Origin of the sequence: Nonomuraea jiangxiensis (assembly GCF_900099965.1) — a bacterium.
GTDB lineage: Bacteria > Actinomycetota > Actinomycetes > Streptosporangiales > Streptosporangiaceae > Nonomuraea > Nonomuraea jiangxiensis.
Window position 1 is genome coordinate 105,936 of record NZ_FNDJ01000008.1, and the last position, 24,937, is coordinate 130,872.

Below are 24,937 nucleotides of genomic sequence, written 5' to 3' on the forward strand. Positions count from 1 at the left end.
TTCAACAACCCCACAAGGGGGCAATGTGCCAGAGATATGAAGTTCGGGGACGCAGCATGCCAACCGGTACCGATGTCACGGAGCAAGGTGACCGCGACGCGCGGCCGACCGTGATCGACCTCAACGCCGATCTCGGAGAGGGCTTCGGCCGGTGGACCCTCACCGATGACGAGGCCCTGCTCGATGTCGTGACGAGCGCCAACGTCGCCTGCGGCTTCCACGCCGGCGACCCCTCGATCATGAGGAAGGTCTGCTCCCTCGCGGCCGAGCGCGGGGTGCGCATCGGCGCGCAGGTCTCCTACCGCGACCTTGCCGGATTCGGGCGCCGGGCGATGGACATGGCGCCGGACGAGCTTGCCGACGAGGTGACGTACCAGATCGGCGCACTCGAGGTGTTCGCCCGCGCGGCCGGCTCCCGGGTGACCTATGTCAAGCCGCACGGAGCCCTGTACAACCGCGTGGTCGCCGACGAGGAGCAGGCCGCCGCCGTCATCGAGGGGATCCGCCGGGCCGACCCGTCGCTGCCGGTCCTGGGCCTGCCCGGGTCCGCGCTGCACCGCGCCGCCGAGGCCGTCGGGTCACCGACCGTCAAGGAGGCGTTCGCGGACCGCGCCTACACGGCCGCGGGAACCCTGGTGTCACGCCGTGAGCCTGGGGCCGTCCGTCACGACGAGGAGGAGGTCGTGGCGCGTTCGGTACGGATGGCGGGTGAGCGGCTGGTGGTCGCGATCACCGGTGAACTCGTACCGGTCGACGCCCGCTCGCTCTGCGTCCACGGTGACACGCCCTCGGCGGCCCGCCTGGCGCGCCGGATCCGCGCGGCGCTGTCCGAGGCCGGTGTCACGGTGGAGCCCTTCGCGTGAGAGTGATGAGGGTGGGCACGCGCGCCCTGCTGGTGGAGGTCGGCTCCGACGGCGAGGTGCAGGCCCTGCATGCCGAGGTGATCCGGCGGCGGGCCACCGGCGCGATGCCCCCCGTCGGTGAGGTCGTCCCGGCCGCCCGCACCGTCCTCCTCGACGGCCTCGACGATCCGGGCGCGCTCGCCCGGGACCTCGCCGGCTGGCACATCCCCGAGCAGGCCGCGGACGACGGTGCCCTGGTCGAGGTGCCCACCCGGTACGACGGGGCCGACCTCGCGGACGTCGCCGCGCATTGGCGGGTGCCGGCGGCCGAGGTGGTCAAGGTCCACTCCTCCGTCGAGTTCCGGGTGGCCTTCTGCGGGTTCGCCCCCGGATTCGGTTACCTGACCGGGCTGCCGGAACGCTACGGTATGCCCCGCCTCGCCACGCCGCGCCCAGCGGTGCCCGCGGGGTCGGTCGCGCTGGCCGGAATGTACACCGGCGTCTATCCGCGCTCGTCACCGGGCGGCTGGCGGCTCATCGGCCGTACCGATCTGGTGCTGTGGGATCCGGCGCGGGAGCCGGCCTCGCTGTTCACGCCGGGCACGCGGGTACGTTTCGTGCCCGTGGACCGATGATCGAGGTGGTCCGGGCCGGGGCGCTGACCACCGTTCAGGACCTCGGACGACACGGCCTGGCGCAGCTCGGCGTGCCACGCTCGGGCGCGCTCGACGAACCGGCGCACCGGTTCGCCAACCGGTTGGTCGGCAACCCGGAGTCGGCCGCCACCCTGGAGACGACGCTCACCGGCATCGCGGTGCGGCTGCACGCGACGGCCACCGTCGCGGTGACGGGAGCCCCCGCCCCGGTACGGCTCGACGGCCGTCCGGCCGCCTGGGGTGCCGCCGTCCATGTGCCCGCGGGCTCGGTTCTCGATGTGGGGACGGCCACCCATGGGCTGCGCAGCTATGTCGCCTTCTCCGGCGGCGTCGAGGTCACCCCCGTTCTCGGCAGCCGCTCCACCGACCTGCTCGCCGGGCTCGGGCCGGCGCCGCTGTCCGGCGGCGACCTGCTGCCGCTCGGCACCCCCACCGCTCGCCCCGCTCCGATCGACGCGGCCCCGCTGTCGGCCCCGGCGCACGACCTGGTGCTCCGGCTGGTGCTCGGCCCCCGGCACGACTGGTTCACCGAGGCCGCGCTGGCGGGCCTGCCCAAGGCCCGCTTCCAGGTGGCCACCGCCAGCAACCGGATCGCGTTGCGCACCGAGGGGCACGCCCTGGAACGTGCCGTCCATCGGGAGTTGCCGAGCGAGGGGATGGTGCTCGGCAGCGTGCAGGTGCCGCCCGACGGCCGCCCCCTGGTGTTCCTGGCCGACCATCCGACCACCGGCGGATATCCGGTGATCGGGGTCGTCCCCGTCGCCGACCTCGCCGCCGCAGCCCAGGCCCGCCCCGGAGCATCGGTCCGCTTCGTACCGATCCGCTGAACGGTCCCGCTCGGCTGCCCGTCGCAACCGCTCCCCCACGAACGTGGCCCAAAGGCCCCTGTTGCGACCCGCCGCACCGCGTCGACGAACTGCTCAGCGTTGAAGACGCGGTCTTGAGCAGGTCGCCGACGCGCCGGTGCCGCCGGCACCGGACGGGTGTCAGACGGGTTTGCCGTTGTTGGCTGCGATCAGGTGGTTGGCGTCGCGGAGGAATGTCGCCTTCACCAGCGGGTTCAGCACGATCTTGGGATCGTTGACCGTGTCGACGAAGCGTTCGAGCTTCTTCACGATTTTCTTCTTGTCGCGTTCGCGGCCCTTGTCCTCCGACACCATGACCTTGGAAATCCTGTCGTCGAGCTTGGCCGCCCCCGAGGCGCTCAATTCACCATCGGTCGCGAACCGCTCGATCAGGACGGAGATCTCGTCGGTCGAGGTCGCGGTCGAGAATGTCACCGACTGGTCGGCCCGCCCGCCGGACTGGTTCTCGATGGTGACCGTCAGCGTGTGCTTCCCGAGCGGCAGCCGGTACAGCTCGGCGACCGAACCGGAGGTGAAAGGCCGGCCGTCCAGGGTTCCGGTCACGGACTTGACACCCGAACCCGCGACCTCCCAGCCGATCGTCAGGTTCTCGCTGTCACCGTACGACGCGCCCTCCGTGACGCCGGAGATGGCGATGGTCGTCGCGGTGTCGGGCAGGGAGCCGTACACCTTCATCTCGTAGATCGAGTAGCCCCACTGGCCCGACAACTGCGTGCCCTGCATCCGGACGAAGCGGGCGTCGGCGTTCAGGTCGATCAGGTCGGTTCCGCCATTGCCGTTCGTCTCGGTGAAACGGTCCGTCCACGTACGGCCGTCGGGCGAGGTCTGGACTTTGTAGCCCTTGGCGTAGGAATCCTCCCAGTCGATGGCCACGCGGTTGACCGTGTACGTGTCCCCGAGGTCGACCTGCAGCCAGTTGTCCGGCGCCTGGCCGGCGCTCCAGCGGCTCGTGCCGTCACCGTCGAAGGCCGCCGCGGCCCCTTGGGAGGCGTTGGAGGCCGACGACGCGGTCGCCGTCTTGCCGAGGGCGATGTTGGGCGCCTCGGCGCCGTACACCTCCATCTCGTAGAGCGAGTAGCCCCACTGGCCGGACCTCTCCACGCCCTGCATCCGTACGAACCTGCCCAGCGCGCTGACCGGGATCCGCTCCGTTCCTCCGGTGGAGTCGTCCTTCGCGTACACGTCCTTCCAGCTCTGGCCGTCCATCGACACCTGGAGCCTGTATCTCCTGGCGTACGAAGCCTCCCAGGCCAGGTTCACCTCTGACAGGGAGTAGATGCCGCCCAGGTCGACCTGGATCCAGCTCGCGGGGTCCTGGCCGGCGGCCCAGCGGGAGCCCGGGTCGCCGTCGAACGCCTTGGCAGGCCCCTGGTCGGCGTTCGACTGCGACGACGCCGTGGCCGGCTTGTTCAGGGCCAGGTTCACCCGCGACGTGTCCCGCAGGGTCAGCTCCAGCGTCACCGGCTGGCCGGCCTTCAGGGGGACGACCCGGGCGATGGCGCCCAGCGGCGAGTTCTGCACCGGGGCGCCGGTCACCTGCTCGATGCCCGACCGCTGGATCAGGGTGAGATTCTGGTCGACGTCCGAGGTGAGCGTCACCTTCACCTTGTGGGTGTCCATGTTCCAGTCGAGGGTGTTGATGGTGAACCGGCTCTTGCCCTTCATGCCGGAGATCGAGCCGTGCTTCAGGCCCTTGGGCAGCGCGGGCAGCAGTTCCAGCGTGCCGGGGTCCGAGGTGGCCAGCATCTCCATCATGATCGTCGGGACGGAGTTCACGACGTCGGTCGCGAACACGCCCTTGTTGTTGTAGTGCGACGTGGCGAGGCTGCTGTAGTAATAGTCATCTTTCGCGAAGCGCATCAGCTTGGCGTTGACGCTGTCGGCGTTGTTGAGGTTGGCGGCGATGAGCGCGCCGTGCAGCAGGCCGTGGCCGGCGTTCTCGTAGCTGCCGCCGTCCTTCCTCTGGAGGAAGACCTTCGCGGCGTCGTACAGCGCCTTGTTCTTCTCCGGCGTCACCTCGCGGTAGGGCCAGACGGGCATCAGACCGCTGGAGTGGCGGTGCTGGTAGGCGTTCTTGTTGGCCAGGTCGGGCCAGGCCCACTCGGCCAGGGCGCCGTCGTTGTTGACGATGTACGGCGGCAGGTTGTCCAGTTTCTCCTGCCAGAGGGGGATCTTGTCGGCGTCCCTCCCCAGCGTCCTGCTGGTCTGGATCAAGGTGGACAGGGCGAAGCGGGCACCGGAGATGTCGTACACCGAGTTCACCGTGAGCGGCACGCCACCCGCCGGGCGGTTCTCCGGGGAGATGGACCCCGCGAAGACGTACTTGCCGTTCGCGTCCTTCTGGACGAGGAAGTCCTGGTAGAAGTCGCCCATGTCGCGGATCAGCGGATAGTACTGCTCCTCCAGGAACTTCCGGTCTCCCGTGATCTGGTAGTACTCCCAGAACGGGTAGAGCAGCCACGACTCGCCGCCCGTGACGTACTGGTACGGGTAGTCGAAGTTGATGTTGGAGATCAGGCCCTCGCCGTTGGGCGTGTTGCCGCCCGTCAGCATGCCGCGGGTGCCCAGCAGCTTCTGGGCGTTGATGCGGAAGTCCTTCTGCCAGCTCTTGTTGATCCACCAGTAGCCCGCCATGACCTCGGGCAGGTTGCCGATGTTGCCGCCGGAGATCTGCAGGTTGAGGTTGGCGTCGAGGTGGTAGTAGCCGTCCCAGCCGACGTTGCTGTCGCCGGTCCAGTTGCCGAGCAGGTCGGGCGGGGCGGTCGGGCTGCTCGACCCGATCAGGTGGTAGCGGCCCGAGTTGAACAGCCGCTCGAACAGCGCCAGGTTGGGCGTCGTCGCGGTCTTCTGCTCGGCGAGCAGCTCCTCGTTGGACTTCGAGCGGTCCGCCTCGGACGCGCCGAAGTCGATCTTGACACGGTCGAACATCTGGCTGTGCTTGGCCACGTGGCGGTCGCGCAGCGTCGTGTAGTCACTCGGCAGCGCGGCGAGCTTGGCCTGCAGCAGCTTCTTGTTCCAGTCCTGCTCGGCGGGCACGCCGCCCTCGTACGTGCCGTCGTAGCGCTGGGTGAGCGACAGCAGCATGACGTACGACGCGTTCGTCACCTGCACGTCGGTGCCGGCCATCGTCTTCGTGCCGTCGGTCACGATCCGGGTGACGCCCTCGTAGCCGGCGTTGTAGGTGCCGCCCGGGTACTTCACCCGCAGGTTGAGGAAGTCGGTGGTCGAGGCGTTGACCGCCGTGAGGCCCTTGTTGAGCAGGTTCATCCCGGGGTCGATCGACAGGCCGAGCTTGACGTCGAGCCTCTGCCCGGCGGGGGCCGGGAGATACTGCACGGTCACGCCGTCGGTCTGCGACACGAACGCGTCGCGCCGCCAGTCACCCTTGTCGTCGGTCCAGTTCACCGAGACGACGCCGGCCGAGTAGTCGGTCGAGCGGACGTAGTCGGTGACCTCGCCGCTGGAGGGCAACTGGAGGGTCATCTTGAAGCCGGGGTGCTTGCTGCCCTCGCCGCCGCCCTGGTAGCCCTGCACGTCGGCCGCGAGCTGGTTGGCCTCCTGGTACCTTCCGGCGATCAGCAGGTCGCGGATCCTCTTGATGTTGTCCTGGCTGACCGTGTTGAAGGTCCGGTGCGGCCGGGCCTCCGTACGCGCCATGAAGAAGTCGCGGTCGTCGAACACGACCGTGTCGTCGCGGGGGTTGCCGAAGACGATGATGCCCTGCTTGCCGTTGCCGGCGAGAAGGCCCTCCTCCCAGTCGGCGTACGTGCGCGGGTAGCTGGTGGACAACGCGCGCGTCGCGGGGTTGCCGGGGGCCGTGAAGGTCTTCGTGAGGCCCTGGCTCTCGCCGCCCTCGTCGAGCGCGGTGATCTTCACGGTGTACGTCCGGCCCGCGGCCAGGCCCGTCAGGGCGAAGGTACGGGCGTCGGCGCCCAGGGTGCCCTTCAGGGTCTGGCCGAGGTACACCTTGTAGCCGGTCACGCCCTGGTTGTCGGTCGCGGCGGGCCAGGCGACGTTCGCCGCGGTGCCGGTCACCTCGCTCAGCTGGAGCTGCGCGGTCATCGGCCACTGCGGGGCGGCGTCGGCGGGCACGTCCGTGCCGTACACCTCGAACTCCCAGAGCGACAGGCCCCACTGGGTGGCGGCCCTGACACCCTGCACCCGCACGTAACGGCCGGAGACCGGAGGATTCAGTGTGATCTCGTCGGCGTGGTCGCCCGTGGGGGTGGCGTTGTCGTGCGTGTGCACGTCGGTCCACCGCGCGCCGTCGGCCGAAGTCTGGATCTTGTACTGGGACGCGTACGCCGCCTCCCACTTCAGCGTGACCTTGTCGATGACGTGCGTCTTGCCGGTGTCGACCTGGATCCACTGGGTGTCGCCGCCGTTGGAGCCCCAGCGGGTGGCGGTGTTGCCGTCGAACGCGCGGAACGCCGACCGGTCGTTCTGCGGCTGGCTGTTGACGGGGCCGCTGCCGTCGTTCGACTGTGACGACGCGGTGTACGCCGACGGCGCCAGGTTCTGCGCGATGTTGACCGGGACCTGCGGCCGCACCGGCGTGCCGTAGATCTCGAACTCGTACAGCGAGTAGCCGTACTGCGTCTGCGGCTGCACACCCTGCATGCGGACGTAGCGGGTGTCCCTGCGGATCGTGATCGTCTCAACGCCGCCCGCGCCGGTCGTGGTCGAGTAGACGTCCTCCCAGCGCTGGGCGTCGCCGGAGACCTGGATCTTGTACGACCTCCCGTACGCCGCCTCCCACTGCAGCACCACCTTGGAGACGTCGTACTCGCGGCCGAGGTCGACCTGGATCCACGCGTTGGGGTCGTTGCTGTGGTCGCTCGACCAGCGCGAGGAGCCGTTGCCGTCGATGGCGTTCCCCGCGACGAGATTGCCGTCCTCGTACGAGGCGACGACCTTCGCGTCCGGGTTGAGCGACAGGTTGACCGGGACGTCCGCCGGGGGCGCGGGCGGCGTCGGCACCGTCTGGCCCGCCGGGGGCCACAGAGCGAAGGAGTTGGCGCCGTTCCTCGCCTCGGCGAACGGCCCGGGCATTCCGCTGAAGGGCCTGCCGAAGAAGTCGGTCGTGACGTCGGCGGCGATCGGCTCGTTGGCGCGCGGGATGACGCCGACCCGTGCCTTCGTCACCGGCGTGAGACCGCCGATGCCGGAGACGTTGAGGTCGAAGTCGAGCTTCACCTCGGTGGTCGACGCGTTGACCTTGACGTTCGACAGGACGCCGGTGGCGTTGCCCTCCTTGACGTGCGTCTTGCCCGTGGCGTCGGCCGGCAGGGCCGAGCCGTTGACGAGGTTGTTGTACCAGAAGAACTTCTGCGGGCTGGTGAGCGCGGTGCTCTCGTTCATCGTGCCCGGCTGGAAGTAGTACGCGTCCCGGCCGCCGCCGTCGACCGCGATGCGGCCGTTGTCGACGAACAGGTTGTTGGCGTAGACGACGCCGGTCGCGTCGAGCATACGGAGGTCGGCGTTGCCGATGAACACGTTGTTGTCGACGAGGATCGGCCCGTGAACGGCCTCCGCGTAGTAACCCCACGGGGTGTTCATCACGATGTTCCCGGTCACGCGGACGTTCTGGTTGCCCCAGTCGGTCCAGATCCCGGCGGAGTTGCCGCCCTTGGAGTTCTTGAGGAAGTTGCCCTTGATGAGGCCCTCGTTCATGTAGTGGACCTTGATCGGGGCCGTCTCCGCGCCGCTGAACTCGCCGCGGTAGTTCGTGTCCTCGATGCGGTTGTACAGGAGGTCGGAGTTCCAGGAGAACACGCCGGCGATGCCGGACTGGCCCGCCTTGGCGATGTAGTTGTTGCGGACGATGTGCGAGCCGTACTTGGCGGTGTCGCGGAAGTTCGTCCGGGTCTGGCCGGGACGGTTCCCGGCCCACTCGTCGCACCCGAGACCGATGTCGATGGCGATGGTGCGGGCGTTGATGACGGTGTTCTGCTCGATGATCCACTTCAGGCCGCCGTTGACGCTGATCGCGCCCGCCTGCCGCCGCGAGGGGCTGCTCGGGAAGTCCGAGTACGTGCCCGCGGCGTGCTTGACCGTGAAGCCGCGGACGGTGATGTAGCCGAGCCCCCACGCCTCCGGCGCGAACACCTGGCGGCGTACGTTGATCTCGGCCAGCTTCGCGTTCGGGTCGTCGTCGAAATTGGCGTAGATGGTGGTGTTACCGCCGCCGACCTCGGCGAACCAGGTTCCCGCGGCCGACTGGACGGCGCTCAGCGACGGCTTCTGGTAGTAGGCCTGCTCGTTGAGGTAGACGTCACCGGCGGTGTAGCCGGGGAAGGTGCCACCCTCGCCGCCCTGCGGCTGGCCCGTGCTGTACGGGTTGAAGCCGCCGAAGTAGGAGTCGGGGAGGGTGACCTTCCAGACGTCGCCGCTGTGCCGCGTCCAGGTGTTGATCTCCTCCGAGCCCTTGATGACGACCTCGCCGTCGCCGGCGCTGGTGTAGGTGATGCGGGCGTCCTCACCGGTTCCGCCGCGAGCGGGCCTGACCCACTCGCGGTAGAGCCCGGCGTGCACGACCACCGTGTCGCCCGGCTGCGCCTCCTGGGCGGCCTTGTTGATGGTCAGGTACGGGGCGGCCGACGTGCCCGCGTTCGTGTCGTTCCCGGTCTTGGCCACGTGGATCTGGCGTGCGGCCGCCGCCGGCGACGGCACCGCCAGTGTCGCGACGACCAGGGCGGCGCCGGCTAACGCGCTGAGTATCCTTCGGAGTCTCATGGGGTTCCTTCGGTCAGAGCGAATTCCCATTGGGGCCGGTGACCTCGCCAAAGGACCGGACCGTGGCGTTGAGGAGGGTGCTGGGCAGCTCGGCCGGCGCGATGGCGCGGCCGTCCCGCCGGGTGATGTGGAAGGTACGGCTCTCGCCCGGCAGGAGCGTGACGAGGGCGTCGTCCACGGCGAGCGCGGACGGTTCGAGGCCGAGTGGCGCGGCGAGCCGGTCGGCGGCCACGCACACCTCGCGCAGGGTGGTCACGGCGGTGACCGTGACGCGCAGGACGCCGTCGGCGATCTCGACGGCGACCCGCCGTTCCGGGTGCGGTGCGGTCAGCTCACGCTCGGGGCGGTAGATCCAGGTGGTACGCGTCCCGCCGGCCTCGACGACGAGCATCTCGGCGTGCGGATCGCCGGGGTTCGCGACGGCCGGGTCGACGGGCAGCCGTACCAGGCCGCCGGCCGGGCACCCGGCACTGAGGGTGGTCCGGGCGAGCTCCCGGCCGTCGAGCGCCACCCGGCGGACCAGCACGTCGGCCGTCCAGGCCGTGGCCGAGTCGTTGACCAGCACGACCACCAGGCCGTCGGGACCGGTCGGGTCGTGGGTCGGCCCTGGGGTGACCGGCTGGACGGTTGCCAGGCGGGGAGCGAACGAGCGACGCAGCGCGTACCAGAGCGGCTTCTCGATGCCCGCGCTGTCGACGGCGGACCAGCTGATCGCCGGCCAGCAGTCGTTGAGCTGCCAGACCACCGCGCCCGCGCACCGTTCGCGCGACCTGAGCCACTCGACGCCCGCCGCGACCGCGCGGGCCTGCACGACCTGCGTCGCGAAGTGCCAGTCGGCGTCGGTCCTGGGCGTCGGCACATGGGGCTGGAGCCCCCGGGTGAGCTTGTGCAGGCCGTCGATGGCGCGCAGGTGGTGAAGCGTCTGCGGCGAGTCGGGCCCGGGAGATTCACCCGGGACGACGCGGTCGAGCGTCGTCCACGCGGGCGGGCCGCACCAGCCCATCTCGGCCACGAACGACGGGTCGTGGTAGCGGTAATGGGCGTAGTCGCGCTCGTTCCAGGCGTCCCACAGGTGGCTGAGGCCGTGGGTGTCGGCCGCCGGGTCCCGGTCGAGCGTGCCCGACCAAGGCGAGTTGGGCACGTAGGGCCGCGTGGGGTCGAGCCGTTCCAGCACCGCGGGCAGCACGTCGAGGTAGTAGCGCGCGCCCCAGCCGCGCGTGCCGATCTGGTCGGCCCAGCCCCAGTGGTGCCAGCCGAGCACGGTTTCGTTGCCGCCGCACCAGATCACCAGGCTCGGGTGCGCCGCCATCCGGGCGACCGCCTGCTCCGCCTCGGCGGTCACCAGCGCGGTCATCTCCTCGTCCTCACAGTACGCGGCGCACGCGAAGAGGAAGTCGTGCCACACCAGGACACCGCGCTCGTCGCACGCGTCGAGGAACTCCTCCGTGGCGAAGTGCCCGCCGCCCCAGACGCGCAGCAGGTTGGCGTTCCCGGCGACCGCCTGGTCGATCCGGTGCGCCACCCTCTCCGGCGTGGCCCGGCCGGCGAACGTGTCGTCGGGGATCCAGTTGTACCCCCGGGCCCGCACCGGCGTGCCGTTGACGACGAGCGCCCAGCGGGTGCCGAGCGCGTCGGGGGTCTCGTCGACCGCGACGCTGCGCAGTCCCACCCGTACGGATGCCACGTCCAGCACGACCCCGGCGTGGCCGACCTCCACGCGCAGGCGGTACAGCGGCTGCGCGCCGAGGCCGACGGGCCACCAGAGGTCGGGGTCGTCCACCCGCAGCGCGACGACGACCTCGTCACTTCCGATGACCGTGCCCGAGGCCGACCCCGCCGGCCGTCCGGTCGGGTCGGCCAGTTCCACGCGCACCTCGGACCCGTCCGGCGCGTCCACCCGTACGTGCGCCATGACGTGGGCGGCGGTGTGGCCGGGGTCGAGGGTGACGAGCGGGCGGACGTGGTCGATCCGGCCCGTGTAGGTCTCCAGCCGGATGTCCCGCCAGATCCCGGCGGTGACGTGGTGAGGGCCCCAGTCCCAGCCGAAGTTGGCGGCGGCCTTGCGTACGTGCGCGTAGGGCTCGTCGTACGGGCTGGGCAGCGGGCCGTGGGCGTGTTCGTGCTGGTAGGCGGCCTCCCACGCCGAGGCGAACCGCACCTCGACGAGGTTGTCGCCGGGCACCAGCACGTCGTTGACCGGCCAGCGGTAGGCAAGGTGCTGGTCGCGGGCGGCGCCGACGAGGCGGCCGTTCACGTACACGTCGGCGATCGTGTCGAGGCCGTCGGCCACCAGGTCGGTGCGCGCCCCGGGAACCGGCGACCAGTGCACCGTGCGCCGGTAGACCCACTGGGAGTGGCCGACCCACCGCTGCTCCAGCTCGCCCCACCCGACGTCGGGGTCGGCGATGAGCCCGGCGGCCATGAGGGCGGTGTGCACCTCGCCGGGCACCCGCGCCGGGATCGCCGCCGTGCGGACGGCCTCCGGCGCGTCGTCCGGCCCTCCGGCCCACGTCAGCTCCCATTCGCCGCCGAGGTCGAGGCGAGTGGCGGTCATGGAGGTAGTGGCCTGTGTGGTCTGTGTCATCCTTTGACCGCCCCCGCGGTGAGTGCTTCCTGCATCCGGCGATTCATGAGTGAGTAGGCGACGTACACCGGCAGCACGGTGAGCACCGTGCCGGCGGCGAGCACGCCGAGGTTGGTCGCGTCGGAGACGAGCGCCGGCAGGGCGACCTGGACGGTGCGCACGTCCGGCGCGGTGCCGGTGATGGTCAGGGCGAACAGGTACTCGTTCCAGAAGGTGAGCAGCTGGAGGATCGTCACGCTCACCACGCCCGGCATCGCGATGGGCACGAAGACCCGCGTCAGCAGCCGCCAGTGCCCGGCGCCGTCGAGTGCGGCCGACTCCACCAGCGCCGCCGGCACGGTGCGCATGAACTGCGTCAGCAGCAGCACCGACAGCGGCAGCGCGCTCGCGGGCAGGAAGAGCATCTGGAACTCGCGGGTGCCGAAGAGCCCCATCTCGATCGCCAGCACGACCGTGGGGATCAGCGCCGCGAAGGGCGGGATGAGGAACCCGGCCGAGAACGTGCCGGTGATCACCCGGGCCGCCCGGTTGTCGGTGCGGGCCAGCGCGTACGCCGCCGGTACGGCCAGCGCCAGCGTCAGCACGATCGCGACCAGCGAGATGAGCACCGAGTTGAGCAGCGCCTGCCCGAGCCGGGCGGTCTCCCAGGCGGTGCGGAAGTTGTCCCACAGCCACGCCGCGGGTAGCGCGAACGGCCGGGTGAAGATCTCGATGTTGGTCTTCAGTGCGCTGACCGCGAGGTAGTAGAGCGGCGCCGCGAGGATCAGGGCGTACAGCCAGCTCAGGACGGTCGCGAGCGGATGTTTCCTCATCGGGTGCGCTCCCGCAGCAGGGCTCGGATCAGTGCCATTCCGCCGATCCCGAGCAGGAGCAGCACGACGCCCACGACCTGGCTGTAGCCGAGGTCGCGCATCGAGAAGGCCTTGGCGTAGACGAGGTAGGACAGGGTGGTCGAGGAGGTGCCGGGCCCGCCCTGGGTGAGCAGCAGGATCAGCGCGGCCGAGGTGAAGAGCGTCCAGAGGAACTGGAGCATCGTCAGCGTGCGGACGTAGTCCTTCACCATCGGGTAGGCGACCTGCCACATCGTACGGAACCTGCCGGCGCCGTCGATCTGGGCGGCCTCGATCACCTCGCCCGGCATGCTGGCGAGGCGGGCCGCGAACAACACCGCCGTCCAGCCGACGCCGCGCCACAGGTCGATGGCGATGAGGCTCGGCAGCGCGGTGGCCGGGTCGGCGAGCCACGCGGTGGCCAGCGAGTCGAGCCCGAGGCCGCGCAGCAGGCCGTTGACGCCGCCGTTGGGCGACAGCACCCCGTAGAAGATCATCCCGGTCATGGAGATCGAGATGAGTCCCGGCGAGAAGTAGAGGACCGACAGGATCCGGTAGCCCCGCGGCTTGGTGTTGAGGTGGTATCCCAGCATGAAGGCCAGCGGGATCATCACCGGGATCGCGACGGCCACCTGGATCAGGCTGTTGCGCACCGCCGCGTGGAAGGTCGGGTCGGCGAACACCTTGGTGACGTTCTCCAGGCCGATGTACGTGGGCTCGTACAGCAGCCCTTTCCAGCGCAGTGTGGCGATGACGAACATCGCGGCGAGCGGGCCGATGGAGAAGACGGCGAACCAGGCGAGGGAGGGGACGGTCAGCCAGAGGACCCGGGTGGATCTGGTCATGGGAGGGTGTTTTCCTTCGGGCAGGAGAGGGGCCGCCGCGGAACTCGGCGGCCCCCGGTCGAGAGTGGTCTCTCAGCCTTTGGTGGCGTTGTCGAGGCCCTCGCAGATCTCCTGCGGAGTCGCGTTGCCGTAGGCCCCGGTCAGGACCTGGGTGATCGTGTCGGAGGCGGAGCCGATCCAGACGTCGGGCAGCACCGCGTGGTCGACCTCGGCGTCCAGGTCCAGTGACTTGGCCGTCAGCGGGTCGGTCGCGTACGAGGCGAAGTCGCCGGTGACGGGGGGCAGGATGCCGGCGTCCTTGACGAAGTCGCCGACGGTGGCCTGGTCGTAGAACTTGGTGATGAGTGCCTTGATCCTGCCGATCTTCTCGGGCGAGGCGCCCTGCTTGGTGATCAGGAAGCCGACGCCGGTGAAGCCCTGGTAGGCCGTCGGCTTGGCGTAGACGGCGCCGCTCGGCACGGGGAACCCGCCGAGGGTGGTCCGCGTCTCGATGCCCGTGCCGGAGGCCTTGGACTCGGTGTACGCCCACGAGCCGGCCGACATGATCGCGGCCTTGCCGGAGTAGTACGTGGCGTACATGTCGTCGGCCGACAGCCCGGCGGCGTTGTCGACGAACACCTTGGCGTCGCGCAGGTCGGTGAACAGCTTGATGCCGTTCATCACGGTCGGCGTCGAGCAGTAGCCGCCCTCCTGCATGACCTTCTGCATGGTCTTGGCGTCGGTGAACGACTGGGCGATCTGGTAGAAGAGCTTCTGCCCGGACCAGTCCTTGCCGCCGACGGCGACCGGGCCGATCCCGGCCGCGCGCAGCTTCCTGGCCGCGTCGATGAGCTGGTCGGTGGTCGTCGGCACGGACGCCACCCCGGCCTTGGTGAGCAACTCGGTGTTGTACCAGAACGGCCAGCTGAACCCGGAGAACGGCAGGCCCTGGAGCTCGCCGCCGGCGACCCGCCACTCGTCGAGCGCCTCGGGCTTCATCCTGGCTTCCAGGCCCCAGTCCTTGACGTACTGGTCGACGGGGACGGTGACACCCGCGTCGAGCCAGCCGACGGTCTTGTCGAAGAGGTTGACGATCACCAGGTCGGGCGACTTGCCCGCCGCGATCGCGGTCTCCACCTGGTCGTCGATGGCCTCCAGGCCCTCGGTGACGTTGACCGTGGTGCCGGTCTCCTTGGTGTAGGCGTCGAATACGCGCTTCTGGGCCGCCGCCGCCGAGTTGCCGGCCGCCCAGCGGGTGACGACGTCGAGGGAGCCGCCCCCGTGCGCGGACGCCGTGCCTCCGGCGGGCGCCGCCGGCTCCTCGGAGCCGCACGCGGCGAGGGAGAGAACGAGGACTCCGACGGCGAACGCGGCCACCCCGCGTACGGCCCGAGGCGTGGTGCGGTGCATGGGCTTCCTTTGCTTCATGTTCGGGGGGTGTCGTGTGTCCCGGATGTTACTCACGGGTCACACGGGTGTTGCCAGGGGTGCTGAACCATAGAAAACAGGACAGGAAGCCCGAAGTCAATAACAAAGATTAGTAATCTATTAAATGCTCGAGCCGCGAACGACGAGCGTGGCCGGGTCGGCCATGATGACCCGCGCGGCGGCCCCCGACAGCACCTCGGCCAGCGTCTCCCCCACCAGCTCGCCGAGCGCCTGCACGTCGTGGCTGACGGCCGACAGCGGCGGCTCCGCGAGCTGGCACAACGCCGAGTCGTCCCACGCGACGAGCGACAGGTCGGCCGGCACGGCGAGCCCGAGCCGGGCGGCCTCGTGCAGCGCTCCCAGCGCCATGACGTCGTTGTCGAAGACGAGCGCGGTCGGCCGGTCGTCGATGCCCGCGAGGGTCGTGACGGCGCGCACGCCGGCCGCCTCGGAGTAGTCGCCGTCGAACGTCGTCGTCCGCACGCCGTGCTCGGCCGCCACGGCGTCGAAGGTGCGGCGGCGGATGATCGTGTGCGCCATCTCGGCGGGCCCGGCCACGTGCCCGAGGTGGCCGTGGCCGCCCGCGACGAGCTTGGCGACGACGTCGCGCATGGCGACCTCGTCCTGCGTCCACACGGCCGGCAGCCCTCCGGCGGTCACCGGGTCGCCGATGACGACCGCGGGCATGCCCAGTTCGCGTACGAGCGCCACCCGCTCGTCGCCCGGCAGCAGGTCGATGAGGATCACGCCCTGCACCCGGCTTTCCTCGGCCCAGGCCCGCATGCGGGCGGCGGCCTGCGCGACCGTCGCGACGACCTGAAGGAGCACCGGGACGCCGAGCGGCACCAGGACACGTTCCATGCCCGCGATGAACTCGTGGAAGAACGGCTCGGCCCCGAGGACCTCGGCGTCACGTACGAGAGCGAGCCCCACGGGCGTACCCGCGCGTGGGCCCGCCGATTCCGCAGCCATCTGTGTCCTCCTCGTGAACTAACCTCGTGCCCCGTAACGGTAGTGCCGCCACGAAGGCGGCAGGGGGCGAGAGGCGGTCCAGCGTTGGCGAGGCGAGAATCCGCGGCTGCGGGACCCGGGAGCCGTGCGCTCATCGTCGACCTCATCCGGTCCTCCGGACCGATCAGCCGGGTCGAGCTCGTCGAGGCGACCGGCCTGACCCAGCCGACGATCTCCAACATCGTCCGCCGCCTGCTCGACGACGGCGTCGTCCGCGAGACCGGCGACACGGTGGCGACCGGTGGCAAGCCGCGCACCATGCTCGTGATCAACTCCCGCTCGGCGTACGGCATCGGCATCCGCGTCGGAGCCGACACGCTGACGTGCGTGGTGACCGACACCCGTGGCGGCACCATCGGCCGCGAACTCGTCGCCGTCTCGCCCACCGAGGATGTGGTGACCCAGCTCAGCGACCTCTACCTGCACGTGACCGGCGGCCTCGGGCTGGCGCCGCAGAGCGTGGCGGGCCTGGCCGTCGTCGCACAGGGGCCGGTCGACGTGGCGCGGGGTCGTTTCCTCGCGCTGCCCGGTTTCGGGCACCTGGACCTGCGGCGGGCGCTGTCCGCGCGGCTCGGGGTGCCGGTGCTCGTCGACGGCGACGCCTCCGCCGCCGCCGTGGGTGAGTTCTGGGGGCGGCAGGTCTCCAGGGACCGTACGTTCGGGTGCCTTTACATGAACTCCGGGATCAGCTCGGGGGTCGTCCTCGACGGAGCGCTCCAGCGGGGGGCCAGCTCGAACGCGGGCGAGATCGGGCACGTGTCCGTGGTGCGCGACGGGGACCCATGCCGGTGCGGGAACCGCGGCTGCCTGGAGCTGTACGCGGCCCCGGCCGCGCTGGTGTCGCGCGCCCGCACGATCGCCGGTCTCGCCGACCGTCTGGGGATCCGCCCCAACGACCCGGTCGCGCGGGCCTTCGACGTGCTCGCCCGCGCGGCGATCTACGGTGACGAGCAGGCGCGGGTCCTTGTGGAGGAGTCGGCGGCGTTGCTGGCCGACGGCGCGCTCACCCTGGCGAACCTGTGGGACCTGGACACGCTGGTACTCGCCGGGCCGGGTTTCGCGGTCGCGGGCTCGTTGTACGTGAGCGAGATCCGGCGCCGGCTCGGAGAGCGTACGTTCTCGCGACGAATCCACGCGGTGCAGGTCGACCTGTCGAGCAACCCCCGGGATTCGGCGGCGATCGGCGGGGCCGCGCTGGTGCTGCAGGGCTCGGTGGCACCGGGACACGGACCACAGGTCGCGGCACCGCAGCCCTGACGACGACGGCTGACGAATGTCGTTCGAGATATTCACGTGCTCCCGGACGAAGGGGGCGGTGTCTCCCTCTCAGCCTGTGTAGTCGACGATCAGCAGGTGCAGCATTCCGCGAGTCCTCGGGAGAGTTCATCACAAGGTGGTGTCATCACGGCATTAAGGCCGCCCACCCGGCGAGACTTGCCAGTACGGGGAAGCCCACGCCGACTTCGAACGGAGGGCGGTTTGACCGGGGAATGGACGAGTGTGACGGGGGATTCGGCGGGCGGGCGCGACGACGGCAAGGGCGGGCGGGACAAGGGGCGGGTCCTCTAGGTGGTGTTCCGGTGGATCCCGGTGGCGATCCTGCTGCAGTACGGTTTCGCCAAGATCTTCGGCGCCCAGTTCACCATCCTGGACTCCGAGCTGGACAAACCCATGGGCACGGTCAGCGGATTCTGGCTGACCTGGTATTACTTCGGGTATTCACCGGTCTTCGGCACCCTGATCGCGTTGGCGCAGATCGGCCTCGGTATAGCGCTGGCCTTCCGCCGTACCGCCTTGCTCGGCGCCGCGGGCACGGTGCGGTTGCTCGGGGGGATCGCCGTGCTCAACCTCTCGTACGGGATCGCCATCGACGCCATGCTGATCGCCCTGATCGGCGCCGGCTGTGCCGCGTACGTGCTGTGGCGGCACCGGAGAGAACTGACCGCGCTTTTCTGGAAGAACGGCCAGGACGGCGCCGCTCCCCCGCCGCCGCGCACGCGGCCCCGATGGGTGCCCGCCGGAGTCCTGGCGCTCCTGCTCGCGCTGGCGGCCTCGTGCTCGTTCTACACCGCCAACTACAACAACCGCGCGCCCACGCCGCTCGACGGGACATGGGACGTGACCGCGGGCAGCTTCCGGCCTCCGGGCCTGCCGGGCCCCGCCGAGCGCGTCTACTTCGAGCACAATCGCGCCTTCCAGGCCGTGTTGCGCAGCGGCCAGACCTGGCAGACGTACCACTTCGAGGTTGATGCCGCCACCACCACGATCAGGCTCTGGCGAACCTGGCTCAGCAAGGGTGAGCAACTGTTGTCCGGGACGTACTCGCTCGGCGCGGGCCGGTTGACGATCGCCGGGACCGACCTCGTGACGGGGCGACCGCTGGTGTTGGAGCTGCGCACCGTTCCCGCACATCAGCTCCGCCCCAGCCCGTGAACACTACCGATGACTTCGATCTTGGTCGAGTGATCGGGCACGTCCAGCGCCGCGGCGCTGCGGGCCGCGCTGGAAGCGCGCCGCCTGGTGGCTGAGACGATTTCCTGCTGGCCCCGGTAACTGGGCGCCTGGCCACGCGAGGACGTCGTCCGGTTCTTCACCACCAGTGCCATCTTGTCCTTGCCGAGATCGCCGGTTCGGTCCTCGCCGACGCGGGGAACTACGCTGGCCCTTCTCCAACTTCAATACGTGCATCGGGATTACCAGGGGGCGGGTTGCCGCACATGTCCGGACAAGCAAATCGACGACGCCTTGGATTCTGAACGATGAACCGGTGGGAGAGGCTGTTACCGGCCATGCCGTACCCTGGGGCGCCGGTCGTGGCCTGGCCCGTAGGGGAGCCCGCGCCGGGACTGCCCATCGGGAAGGCCGGTATCTCGGTCCGGATCCGGACCAGGACGACGGATCCGATCACTTTCGTGGCGCGGAAGGCGGTCGGAGTCGACGACCAGCCGATGTGGCATGGACTCGGCCGGATGGTCGTCGTGACCGAATCCGGCGAGCATCTCGTCGAGGTGCGTGGGCGATCCTCGGCGGAGACGGCACGGCTGGTCCGCGCCCGCGCCGGGGAGATCACGGAACTGGAGTACTGGACGCCGGCGTCGATCGGTGGCGCGGACGGCGTGCTCGTTCGGGCGCCGGCCCGGCGCCGTATGGGCGCGGGCCATTTCGGGATCGCGGTCGCCTATCTGGCCTTGGCCGGTGCAACGCTGCTTGCCAATGCGGCCGGCCTCCAGCCGACGGCGGCCCTCCTCGTCGCCCTGCTGATGATCGTGGTGGTGGCCACCGTGTCGTGGAGTCTTATGAAGCGTCGCATCGACCGTCGGTACCGTGCCGCCGTGTCCTATGAGGCCGACTCGGACGCACGGGCCTCGGACGTCGGGATGTTCCTTGGTGACGGCGTCGCTCCGTCCGGCTCCGCCGACGGAAGCCGTGGGCTTCTCGTCGTCACCGCCACGGCAGCGCGGGATTACACGTGGAACGGGACCCGGATCGCCGCGCAGCCGACGACCGACCCGAACGCGTGGCTGCCGTGGCCGGCACTGTCCATCGACGGTGTGAGGCGTCCGTTCGGCTGGCGCACCTGGTGTTACCGACTTCCCCCCGGCGAGCATGAGGTGACGGTGGTCGTACGGGCACCTGGCCTCGCCACGGGACAGGGCTGCGACGGCGCCGAGCCCACGACGGTGCGGGTACGGATCGCCGCAGGCCAGGTCACCCGGCTTGACCTGCGGGTACGAGCCACCATTGAGGTGCGGGCCACGTTTCCGGACCGGAGCGCCCCGACCGAGGTGACCCGCTTCACGGCGGCCGTCGACGCGAAGGTCTCGACTTGACCGAACGGCCCCAGTTCACCCCGGTAACGTACGACCGCCGCGAGGCACCCTTCACCAGTCCCGGCGCCACGGCCGAGTTCACGGCGGACCATATCAGCCGCGTCGTGGATGGGCCCGACCCAGGGTTGCCGTTGGCCGACGTGTCACACGCCGTCATCGAGCGGAGTCCCCTGGTCACAAGGCTCGCTCCTTTGCGGAGCCTGCTGGAGGCGCTGACGGTGACCGGTGGAAGGACTACGGGAAGAGTCGCGACAGTTGGGTGCGCGAGCTCGCCAGTGTCAGCGGATCGCCGGACGGAATTGCGATCCGCCCGGCGATCGGCTGAATATCACTTATCGAATGGTGACGCGGTCTCCCAGCGGTGCGCTGACCGGTGAGTTATTCATGAGATAGGACGCCAGCGTCGCTCTGTCGTCCAACCCGCCGCGGTAGACGATGGTGGTTCCCTTCCATTGGGGGAATCCGCCATAGCCGCTCATCAAAACACTGTTGGCCGCGATTTTGATGACCTGGTCATCGGCGACCGGAACGCCGTTCAGGGTGAGCTCGGTCACCGCGCCGCCCTCCAAGGTGTAACGGAGGGAGGATGAGGGGGTGAGTATCCAGCCCTGAGGGTTCGAATACGCCAGGATGCTCTTGAGTTGGGCGCCGGTCATCGCGTTCACGTTCACGGCGAGCCCGTACGGCTGGGTGTTCCACAGTTCCCCGAATGTGACCGGGCCGGCGTCGAGGCCGGTGCGGAATCCGTACCGGCTGACGCGAGCGACGTCCGCGCCGGAGGGCTGACGGCGTAGAGGTAGGCGTCGGCGGTCAGTTCGAGCAGGGGGCCGCCGCCCGTGGTCAGGTCGATGTTCTCAGCGGTCTCACCGAACGTCGCGTCCTCGCCCGGCGAATTGCATTCGAAGATGTTGAGGAGGTTGGACATGAGGTCGTCGGCTTGCCTCACCTCGATCTGCACCGAGGTCGTGGCGTTTCGTCGTCCCAGTCGAGCGTCTCCAGCACGGTGGTGTACCGGGGACCGTGGTCGGCCGGCACGAGGAGCTTCCTCCACTTCTCGGCGCCGACGAGGCGGTACTGGATGACCTGCGAGCCGCTGGGGAGCCCCTCGAAAGTACCGTGGACCTGGAAGGTCAACGGTTTCCTTTCAGAATGCTGGTAGGGAAAAGGCGACCGAAGGCTGGCTACCGCCTCCTCTCCTGGCCCAGGCTCTCTGGGAGGGGGGCTCATGACGGGCGCGTCAGGTGAGGCGGCCGGTCCAGTTGGCGGCTGCGGTGCGGTAGATGGTGACCAGCGGACTGTCGAAGTACGGGGAGATCCCCGTGTCGTAGCGGCCGTTGCCGTCGGTGTCGGAGACCCCGGCCGTGATGCCGTTGAGGTAGCCGAGACCGCGTTCGTCCTCATAACCCTGCAGCCAGGGGGACCCGAGCGAGCCCTCACCGGTGAACGGGGACTCGACGCCGACCAGTTGGTCGGCGGACGGGCTGGTCAGGTGCGTCGTGGACACCTGCCCGGTGGAGCGTTCGAGGCTCTGGCCGGTGTAGGGCCGGGTCCCGTCGGGGTGGGGGCCGACGGGGTAGCCGAAGACGTCCACCGGGGTCGTCGTCTCGTCGATCGTCTTGTTGAAGGTCACGCCCTGCCCTCCGACGATGTCCCCCAGCCGACCGTTGGTGGTGAGCGTGCCGTCGGCGGACGGGACGACGCCGCTGAAGACGCTGACGAAGGCGACGTCGCGGTCGGGGTCGCGGTATTGCGTGAAGTCGTAGTGGGTGAACACCTGCTTGCCGGCGTAGATGCCGTACGGGTGCGTGCCGTCGGTGGCGGGGCCGGGGATGAAGACCCAGTGGTAGTTCGTGGCGGGCCCGCTCACCATGTCGTACACGCAGTGCGCGGCCGTGGCGACGAGGTTGCGGTACGCGTTCTGCAGGGCGACGCCCGAGCACCAGTGCGGCTCGTGGTCACCGCCGACGAAGAACACCTTGCCCGTGGTCCGGGGTGGTTCGCCCTCCGCCAGTGGGGCGACCGGGCCGACCTGGAAAGGTTTGCCGGGCGGCACGATGGTGCCGGAGGTGCGTTCCCCCTGGACGTCGTACGGCGGGATGAACGCCGTGGCGTTCTTCAGGTTGGCGCCCCCGTCGGCCAGCCAGTACGCCACGGCCTGCCGGGCCTCCGGCACGCCCCAGACCAGGGGGGCCGACACCACGTCCGCCGCGTGGGCGGGCGCGGTCGGAGCGATGGCGGTCAGCAGGCCTAACGCGAGGCCGCATGCGAGCAGCTTACGTCTCATGACGATCATCCCCGTTCCCTCATGGGGCCGTCTCGGTGACGGCCCGCGCGGAGCAACAGGAAGATCGTAAACGCCGAGGACCCACACAGGGAAGACTGTTTTCGAACTGAATTACGAATATTGTCAGGGGCTCCTTTGCGCAGTCACCGATCTTCGTAGCATGTTGCCTCCAACGCGCTCGGCGGTAACGGCGGGCGCGCGAGGTCCGAAGCGGGGGCGCGGCGGCGACCGGCTGCGCGGCGTGGTGGTCCGCCGCGCAACCACCTCCAACCCCGGTGCCGTTGGCGTTCACAACTCCTTCGGCTATCCCGCAACCTTTTGAGACGATCTTGCATCCCATGAAACGTGAACTTCCGTATTGCTCTCGGAGCACTTCTCCTGACCGCCGTAACTCTCGTCGGACAGCCTGCGGTGGCGGCGACCGCGCCGGTCACCATCGCGTATGCGCAACGAACACAGGGCTGGGAACTGGTGCTGACCAATGGAAAGGTGGTCAAGCTGCCGGGGGCGCTCGCCAAGGCGCCTGCCGATACGGTCAACGCCGGCTCGCGAGCGCCGTTCCTGGTCAGTGGGGATGGGAAGCACTTTCTCTACTTCCGGAAATCGGATGGCCTGTTCGTCGAGCGGACCCTGAGCAGCAAGGAAAGGGTGGTGGCACGGGACCTCACGACGAACACCATCAACGAGGAGTGGCCGTGGGTGTCGAACGACGGCGGTTTCGTGATCACGGGCACTTCGGCGCCGGGATTGGGCGTCTTCGCCGACGTGCGGAAAGGCAAGATATTGAGTCGCGCCGGAGTGACGGACTGGTGGTCCTTCATGGGATTCACTCCGGACAGCAAGGGACTGCTGCTGGAGGACGAAAAGGGGCCGGCGGTGTTCGACCGGGAACTACGTGTCCGGGTGCGCCTGAAAAAGCCGGTGGAAGCGCTGGCGAATGACTACGCCACGGCGGCGGTGGCGATCGGCGCGGAGGACAAGGAGCGCAAGCTGCGCCTGTTCAACGCGAGGACCGGCCGCGTGAGCCGCACGGTGAGCGTGCGGTTGCCGAGCGGGCAATACATCGATGACCTCGACTTCGATCAGGCGGGACGCCTGGTCGTGCGATCGAAGACGAAGACGGGGGTGGCGATCTACCGCGTCTCGAAGACAACAGGCAAGACGACGCTGCTGCGGGCGATGACCAGGCCCGACGTGCCGGTCTGGGTACTCCCGGGGGACACCACGTACGAGCCGTGGACGGAAAAGCGTTCCACTTGAATGGGGACACCTGGGGACGAGATGTCGGAGAGGCCGACCATGCCGCGGGCGGCCTCTTTCGCCGCGACTGCCCTGAGGGCTCCGGACACCGAGATGCCGGGCCGTCAGGCGGAGTCGCGGATCACGACCTCGTCTATCTCGAATACACCCCGACCGACCAGGCGACCTGGCGGTTGGGGTGTCCTCCCCACATCCTCGCATTGCCGCGGATGGTGATCTTCTCCCCCTTGGGGACCCGGATCTCGGTCATCACCATGGGGTCCGATCTGGGGTCCAGGCCCTCCTTCCGGTAACGACAGGGGCTCCCCCCGTAGGGGGCGCGGTCGCCGATCTGGTAGGAGATGTACAGCCGGTCCACCAGATCGCCCGTACAAAGGTGTTCGATGCCAAGGACGCCGCCCGGGCTCCTGACCGTCAGCGTGAACGAGGACTTCCGCGGCCACACCCCCGAGTCCTGTCCGACCACGTTCATGGTGCCCAGCCTGCGGGGAAGGGCCTTGACCGGCTCCGGTTCGACCGGCCGGGCCGGCGGCGTCCACTCATAGACCGCCATGGACCAGTTGGCGGGCCGCAAGTGGGTGATGCTCGGACACGGCTCGCCCTCCTTGTTGCCGCAGCCCCACGCCGTCGTGTCGAACGTGATCGTCACCTTCGAGGCGCCCTTGGGTACGCTCACCGAGGCCAGGCCCATCTCCGCCCCCTCGTAGCACTGCCTGAACCAGCTACCGGAGGGCTTGCCGTTCACGATGATCCTCGGTCGCTCCGCCAGATTCACATTGCTCGGGCATATCGCGGCCACGTCCAGCGGCTTCCCCGAAACCGGGACCGTGATCGACGTCTTGTGCTCACTCTTCGACTTCGCCATGAGCGTGGCCGTGGCCAGGCGGCGGTACTCGGTGCCGTCGTCCGCGGTGAAATGCCGCGGCAGCTCGGGCGCGGGCCGAACGGCCGCCGTCGTCGTCTCACGCGGCTTCATGGCCGGGTCGGGCAGGAGGAAAGCAGGGACGAAGACGCCGACCGCGGTGAGCGCGGTCACCCCGGCCAGGGCAGCGCCGACGGCCCTGCGGCGCGTGTCCCTGCGGATGCGCTGCTCCAGCCGGGTGATGCGCCCGTGGTCGACCGGCGCGTCGGCGCTCATGTCATCGAACAGCTCACGCAGCTGACGAAGGGTGGACGTCATCGCAGCTCTCCTTCCACACGGGATGCCACCGTCGGCGGCATGATCTCGGGGTCGATGCGCAACTTGGCCAGCGCCTTGCTGCTCTGGCTCTTGACGGTGCCGATCGAGCAGTTCAGGATCTCGGCCACGGAGGATTCGGGCAGGTCCTCGAAGAAGCGCAGGACCAGCACCGCCCGCTGGCGTGGCGGCAGGCGCCCCAGCGCGGCCCAGAGCACCGCCCGCTCGTCGGTCATGCCGATCTCGTCATCCGGCGCGACCGTCTCGGGCGGCGCCTCCGTGGGCAACTCGCGCCGCCAGAACCGGCTCCGCCAGGACAGGTGCGTGTTGACCAGGACCCGGGACACGTAGGCGTCCGGGTGCTCCCCCACCCTGCCCCAGGCCCGCCACACCCGCACCAGCGTGGTCTGCAGCAGGTCCTCCGCCTGCGCCCAGTCGCGGCAGAGCAGGTACGCGGTGCGTAACAATCGTGGCGATCGAGCCTCGACGTATGCCACAAAGTCCGCCTTATCTCGCATTAACCGCGCCCTTCCCATCATTCCGGCTCCCCTAATGACCCGCTGGAGCCCGCGAACGGTTGCCGGCCCTCACCGACCGGATCCTTGGCCGA

General features: G+C 69.5%; 19 protein-coding genes and 1 pseudogene. 7 read left to right on the forward strand and 13 right to left on the reverse strand.

Annotated features, from left to right (window positions below; translation table 11 throughout):
- The first annotated feature begins 56 nt into the window (after positions 1 to 56).
- Genes BLS95_RS18815 through BLS95_RS18825 form a run of 3 tightly spaced genes read left to right on the forward strand, consistent with a single transcriptional unit; the run spans position 57 to position 2,325 of the window.
- Positions 57 to 863 (forward strand): LamB/YcsF family protein, encoded by an 807-nt coding sequence (locus tag BLS95_RS18815; RefSeq protein WP_176993262.1) that lies wholly within the window; start codon positions 57 to 59, stop codon positions 861 to 863.
- 5 nt (positions 864 to 868) lie between these two features.
- A complete protein-coding gene (locus BLS95_RS18820; protein ID WP_176993287.1) occupies positions 869 to 1,477 on the forward strand; it encodes a carboxyltransferase domain-containing protein in 609 nt (202 codons plus the stop codon).
- Positions 1,474 to 2,325: a 5-oxoprolinase subunit C family protein gene (locus BLS95_RS18825; RefSeq protein ID WP_090932966.1), complete on the forward strand. Its 852-nt coding sequence runs from the start codon at positions 1,474 to 1,476 to the stop codon at positions 2,323 to 2,325. The genes BLS95_RS18820 and BLS95_RS18825 overlap by 4 nt, the downstream gene beginning before the upstream one ends.
- A 159-nt stretch (positions 2,326 to 2,484) precedes the next feature.
- Here BLS95_RS18825 and BLS95_RS18830 read toward each other — a convergent pair whose 3' ends face one another.
- From BLS95_RS18830 to BLS95_RS18855, 6 genes are all read right to left on the reverse strand, one after another.
- On the reverse strand, positions 2,485 to 9,099 hold the full coding sequence (locus BLS95_RS18830) for a discoidin domain-containing protein (RefSeq protein WP_218135841.1): 6,615 nt from the start codon (positions 9,097 to 9,099) through the stop codon (positions 2,485 to 2,487).
- A gap of 13 nt (positions 9,100 to 9,112) precedes the next feature.
- On the reverse strand, positions 9,113 to 11,653 hold the full coding sequence (locus BLS95_RS18835) for a glycoside hydrolase family 2 protein (RefSeq protein WP_090932970.1): 2,541 nt from the start codon (positions 11,651 to 11,653) through the stop codon (positions 9,113 to 9,115).
- Between the two features lie 26 nt (positions 11,654 to 11,679).
- Positions 11,680 to 12,495 carry a carbohydrate ABC transporter permease gene (locus BLS95_RS18840; RefSeq protein ID WP_090932972.1) on the reverse strand — a complete coding sequence of 272 codons (816 nt, stop codon included), beginning with the start codon at positions 12,493 to 12,495 and terminating at the stop codon, positions 11,680 to 11,682.
- On the reverse strand, positions 12,492 to 13,358 hold the full coding sequence (locus BLS95_RS18845) for a carbohydrate ABC transporter permease (RefSeq protein WP_090932974.1): 867 nt from the start codon (positions 13,356 to 13,358) through the stop codon (positions 12,492 to 12,494). The genes BLS95_RS18840 and BLS95_RS18845 overlap by 4 nt, the downstream gene beginning before the upstream one ends.
- Before the next feature lie 72 nt (positions 13,359 to 13,430).
- The gene (locus BLS95_RS18850) at positions 13,431 to 14,747 is read right to left on the reverse strand and encodes an ABC transporter substrate-binding protein (protein ID WP_090932976.1); all 1,317 of its coding nucleotides are present in this window, start codon (positions 14,745 to 14,747) and stop codon (positions 13,431 to 13,433) included.
- 138 nt (positions 14,748 to 14,885) lie between these two features.
- On the reverse strand, positions 14,886 to 15,737 hold the full coding sequence (locus BLS95_RS18855; protein WP_218135842.1) for a LacI family DNA-binding transcriptional regulator: 852 nt from the start codon (positions 15,735 to 15,737) through the stop codon (positions 14,886 to 14,888).
- Between the two features lie 84 nt (positions 15,738 to 15,821).
- On the opposite strand from BLS95_RS18855, the gene BLS95_RS18860 reads away from it, so the two are divergent.
- Together BLS95_RS18860 and BLS95_RS18865 are read left to right on the forward strand one after the other, a co-directional pair.
- On the forward strand, positions 15,822 to 17,033 hold the full coding sequence (locus tag BLS95_RS18860) for an ROK family transcriptional regulator (protein WP_218135843.1): 1,212 nt from the start codon (positions 15,822 to 15,824) through the stop codon (positions 17,031 to 17,033).
- A 315-nt stretch (positions 17,034 to 17,348) separates the two neighbouring features.
- Positions 17,349 to 18,209, forward strand: a complete 861-nt coding sequence (locus tag BLS95_RS18865; protein WP_143043783.1) for a hypothetical protein — start codon at positions 17,349 to 17,351, stop codon at positions 18,207 to 18,209.
- Here BLS95_RS18865 and BLS95_RS18870 read toward each other — a convergent pair.
- Positions 18,188 to 18,382 carry a hypothetical protein gene (locus BLS95_RS18870; protein WP_090932981.1) on the reverse strand — a complete coding sequence of 65 codons (195 nt, stop codon included), beginning with the start codon at positions 18,380 to 18,382 and terminating at the stop codon, positions 18,188 to 18,190. The genes BLS95_RS18865 and BLS95_RS18870 overlap by 22 nt on opposite strands.
- Before the next feature lie 363 nt (positions 18,383 to 18,745).
- Here BLS95_RS18870 and BLS95_RS18875 point away from each other — a divergent pair, with 363 nt between their 5' ends.
- Positions 18,746 to 19,606, forward strand: coding sequence for a hypothetical protein (locus BLS95_RS18875; protein ID WP_143043784.1), 861 nt, complete (start codon positions 18,746 to 18,748; stop codon positions 19,604 to 19,606).
- Positions 19,607 to 19,938: 332 nt separating this feature from the next.
- On the opposite strand, the pseudogene BLS95_RS18880 reads toward BLS95_RS18875, so the two are convergent.
- From BLS95_RS18880 to BLS95_RS18895, 4 genes and pseudogenes are all read right to left on the reverse strand, one after another.
- Positions 19,939 to 20,334: pseudogene (locus tag BLS95_RS18880) on the reverse strand (5'-nucleotidase C-terminal domain-containing protein); the annotation flags it as partial.
- Positions 20,274 to 20,552, reverse strand: a complete 279-nt coding sequence (locus BLS95_RS57970; protein ID WP_143043785.1) for a hypothetical protein — start codon at positions 20,550 to 20,552, stop codon at positions 20,274 to 20,276. The gene BLS95_RS57970 and the pseudogene BLS95_RS18880, both read right to left, overlap by 61 nt.
- On the reverse strand, positions 20,549 to 20,740 hold the full coding sequence (locus BLS95_RS18890) for a hypothetical protein (protein WP_090932988.1): 192 nt from the start codon (positions 20,738 to 20,740) through the stop codon (positions 20,549 to 20,551). The genes BLS95_RS57970 and BLS95_RS18890 overlap by 4 nt, the downstream gene beginning before the upstream one ends.
- Before the next feature lie 103 nt (positions 20,741 to 20,843).
- Entirely contained in the window at positions 20,844 to 21,890 is a 1,047-nt protein-coding gene (locus BLS95_RS18895) for a trypsin-like serine peptidase (protein WP_245765145.1), read from the reverse strand.
- 345 nt (positions 21,891 to 22,235) lie between these two features.
- On the opposite strand from BLS95_RS18895, the gene BLS95_RS18900 reads away from it, so the two are divergent.
- Positions 22,236 to 23,150 (forward strand): hypothetical protein, encoded by a 915-nt coding sequence (locus BLS95_RS18900; RefSeq protein WP_143043786.1) that lies wholly within the window; start codon positions 22,236 to 22,238, stop codon positions 23,148 to 23,150.
- Between the two features lie 133 nt (positions 23,151 to 23,283).
- Here BLS95_RS18900 and BLS95_RS18905 read toward each other — a convergent pair whose 3' ends face one another.
- Together BLS95_RS18905 and BLS95_RS18910 are read right to left on the reverse strand one after the other, a co-directional pair.
- Positions 23,284 to 24,330, reverse strand: coding sequence for a hypothetical protein (locus BLS95_RS18905; protein ID WP_090932991.1), 1,047 nt, complete (start codon positions 24,328 to 24,330; stop codon positions 23,284 to 23,286).
- Positions 24,327 to 24,824 (reverse strand): SigE family RNA polymerase sigma factor, encoded by a 498-nt coding sequence (locus BLS95_RS18910; RefSeq protein ID WP_245765146.1) that lies wholly within the window; start codon positions 24,822 to 24,824, stop codon positions 24,327 to 24,329. Before BLS95_RS18910 ends, BLS95_RS18905 begins: the two co-directional genes overlap by 4 nt.
- Between the last annotated feature and the right edge of the window lie 113 nt (positions 24,825 to 24,937).

Bases quoted from the DNA above. Each gene is read 5' to 3' on its own strand.
- BLS95_RS18815 (WP_176993262.1), top strand. From the start codon at position 57: ATGCCAACCGGTACCGATGTCACGGAGCAAGGTGACCGCGACGCGCGG.
- BLS95_RS18820 (WP_176993287.1), top strand. From the start codon at position 869: ATGAGGGTGGGCACGCGCGCCCTGCTGGTGGAGGTCGGCTCCGACGGC.
- BLS95_RS18825 (WP_090932966.1), top strand. From the start codon at position 1,474: ATGATCGAGGTGGTCCGGGCCGGGGCGCTGACCACCGTTCAGGACCTC.
- BLS95_RS18830 (WP_218135841.1), bottom strand. From the start codon at position 9,099: ATGAGACTCCGAAGGATACTCAGCGCGTTAGCCGGCGCCGCCCTGGTC.
- BLS95_RS18835 (WP_090932970.1), bottom strand. From the start codon at position 11,653: ATGACCGCCACTCGCCTCGACCTCGGCGGCGAATGGGAGCTGACGTGG.
- BLS95_RS18840 (WP_090932972.1), bottom strand. From the start codon at position 12,495: ATGAGGAAACATCCGCTCGCGACCGTCCTGAGCTGGCTGTACGCCCTG.
- BLS95_RS18845 (WP_090932974.1), bottom strand. From the start codon at position 13,358: ATGACCAGATCCACCCGGGTCCTCTGGCTGACCGTCCCCTCCCTCGCC.
- BLS95_RS18850 (WP_090932976.1), bottom strand. From the start codon at position 14,747: ATGCACCGCACCACGCCTCGGGCCGTACGCGGGGTGGCCGCGTTCGCC.
- BLS95_RS18855 (WP_218135842.1), bottom strand. From the start codon at position 15,737: ATGGCTGCGGAATCGGCGGGCCCACGCGCGGGTACGCCCGTGGGGCTC.
- BLS95_RS18870 (WP_090932981.1), bottom strand. From the start codon at position 18,382: ATGGCACTGGTGGTGAAGAACCGGACGACGTCCTCGCGTGGCCAGGCG.
- BLS95_RS18875 (WP_143043784.1), top strand. From the start codon at position 18,746: ATGGTCGTCGTGACCGAATCCGGCGAGCATCTCGTCGAGGTGCGTGGG.
- BLS95_RS18895 (WP_245765145.1), bottom strand. From the start codon at position 21,890: ATGAGACGTAAGCTGCTCGCATGCGGCCTCGCGTTAGGCCTGCTGACC.
- BLS95_RS18905 (WP_090932991.1), bottom strand. From the start codon at position 24,330: ATGACGTCCACCCTTCGTCAGCTGCGTGAGCTGTTCGATGACATGAGC.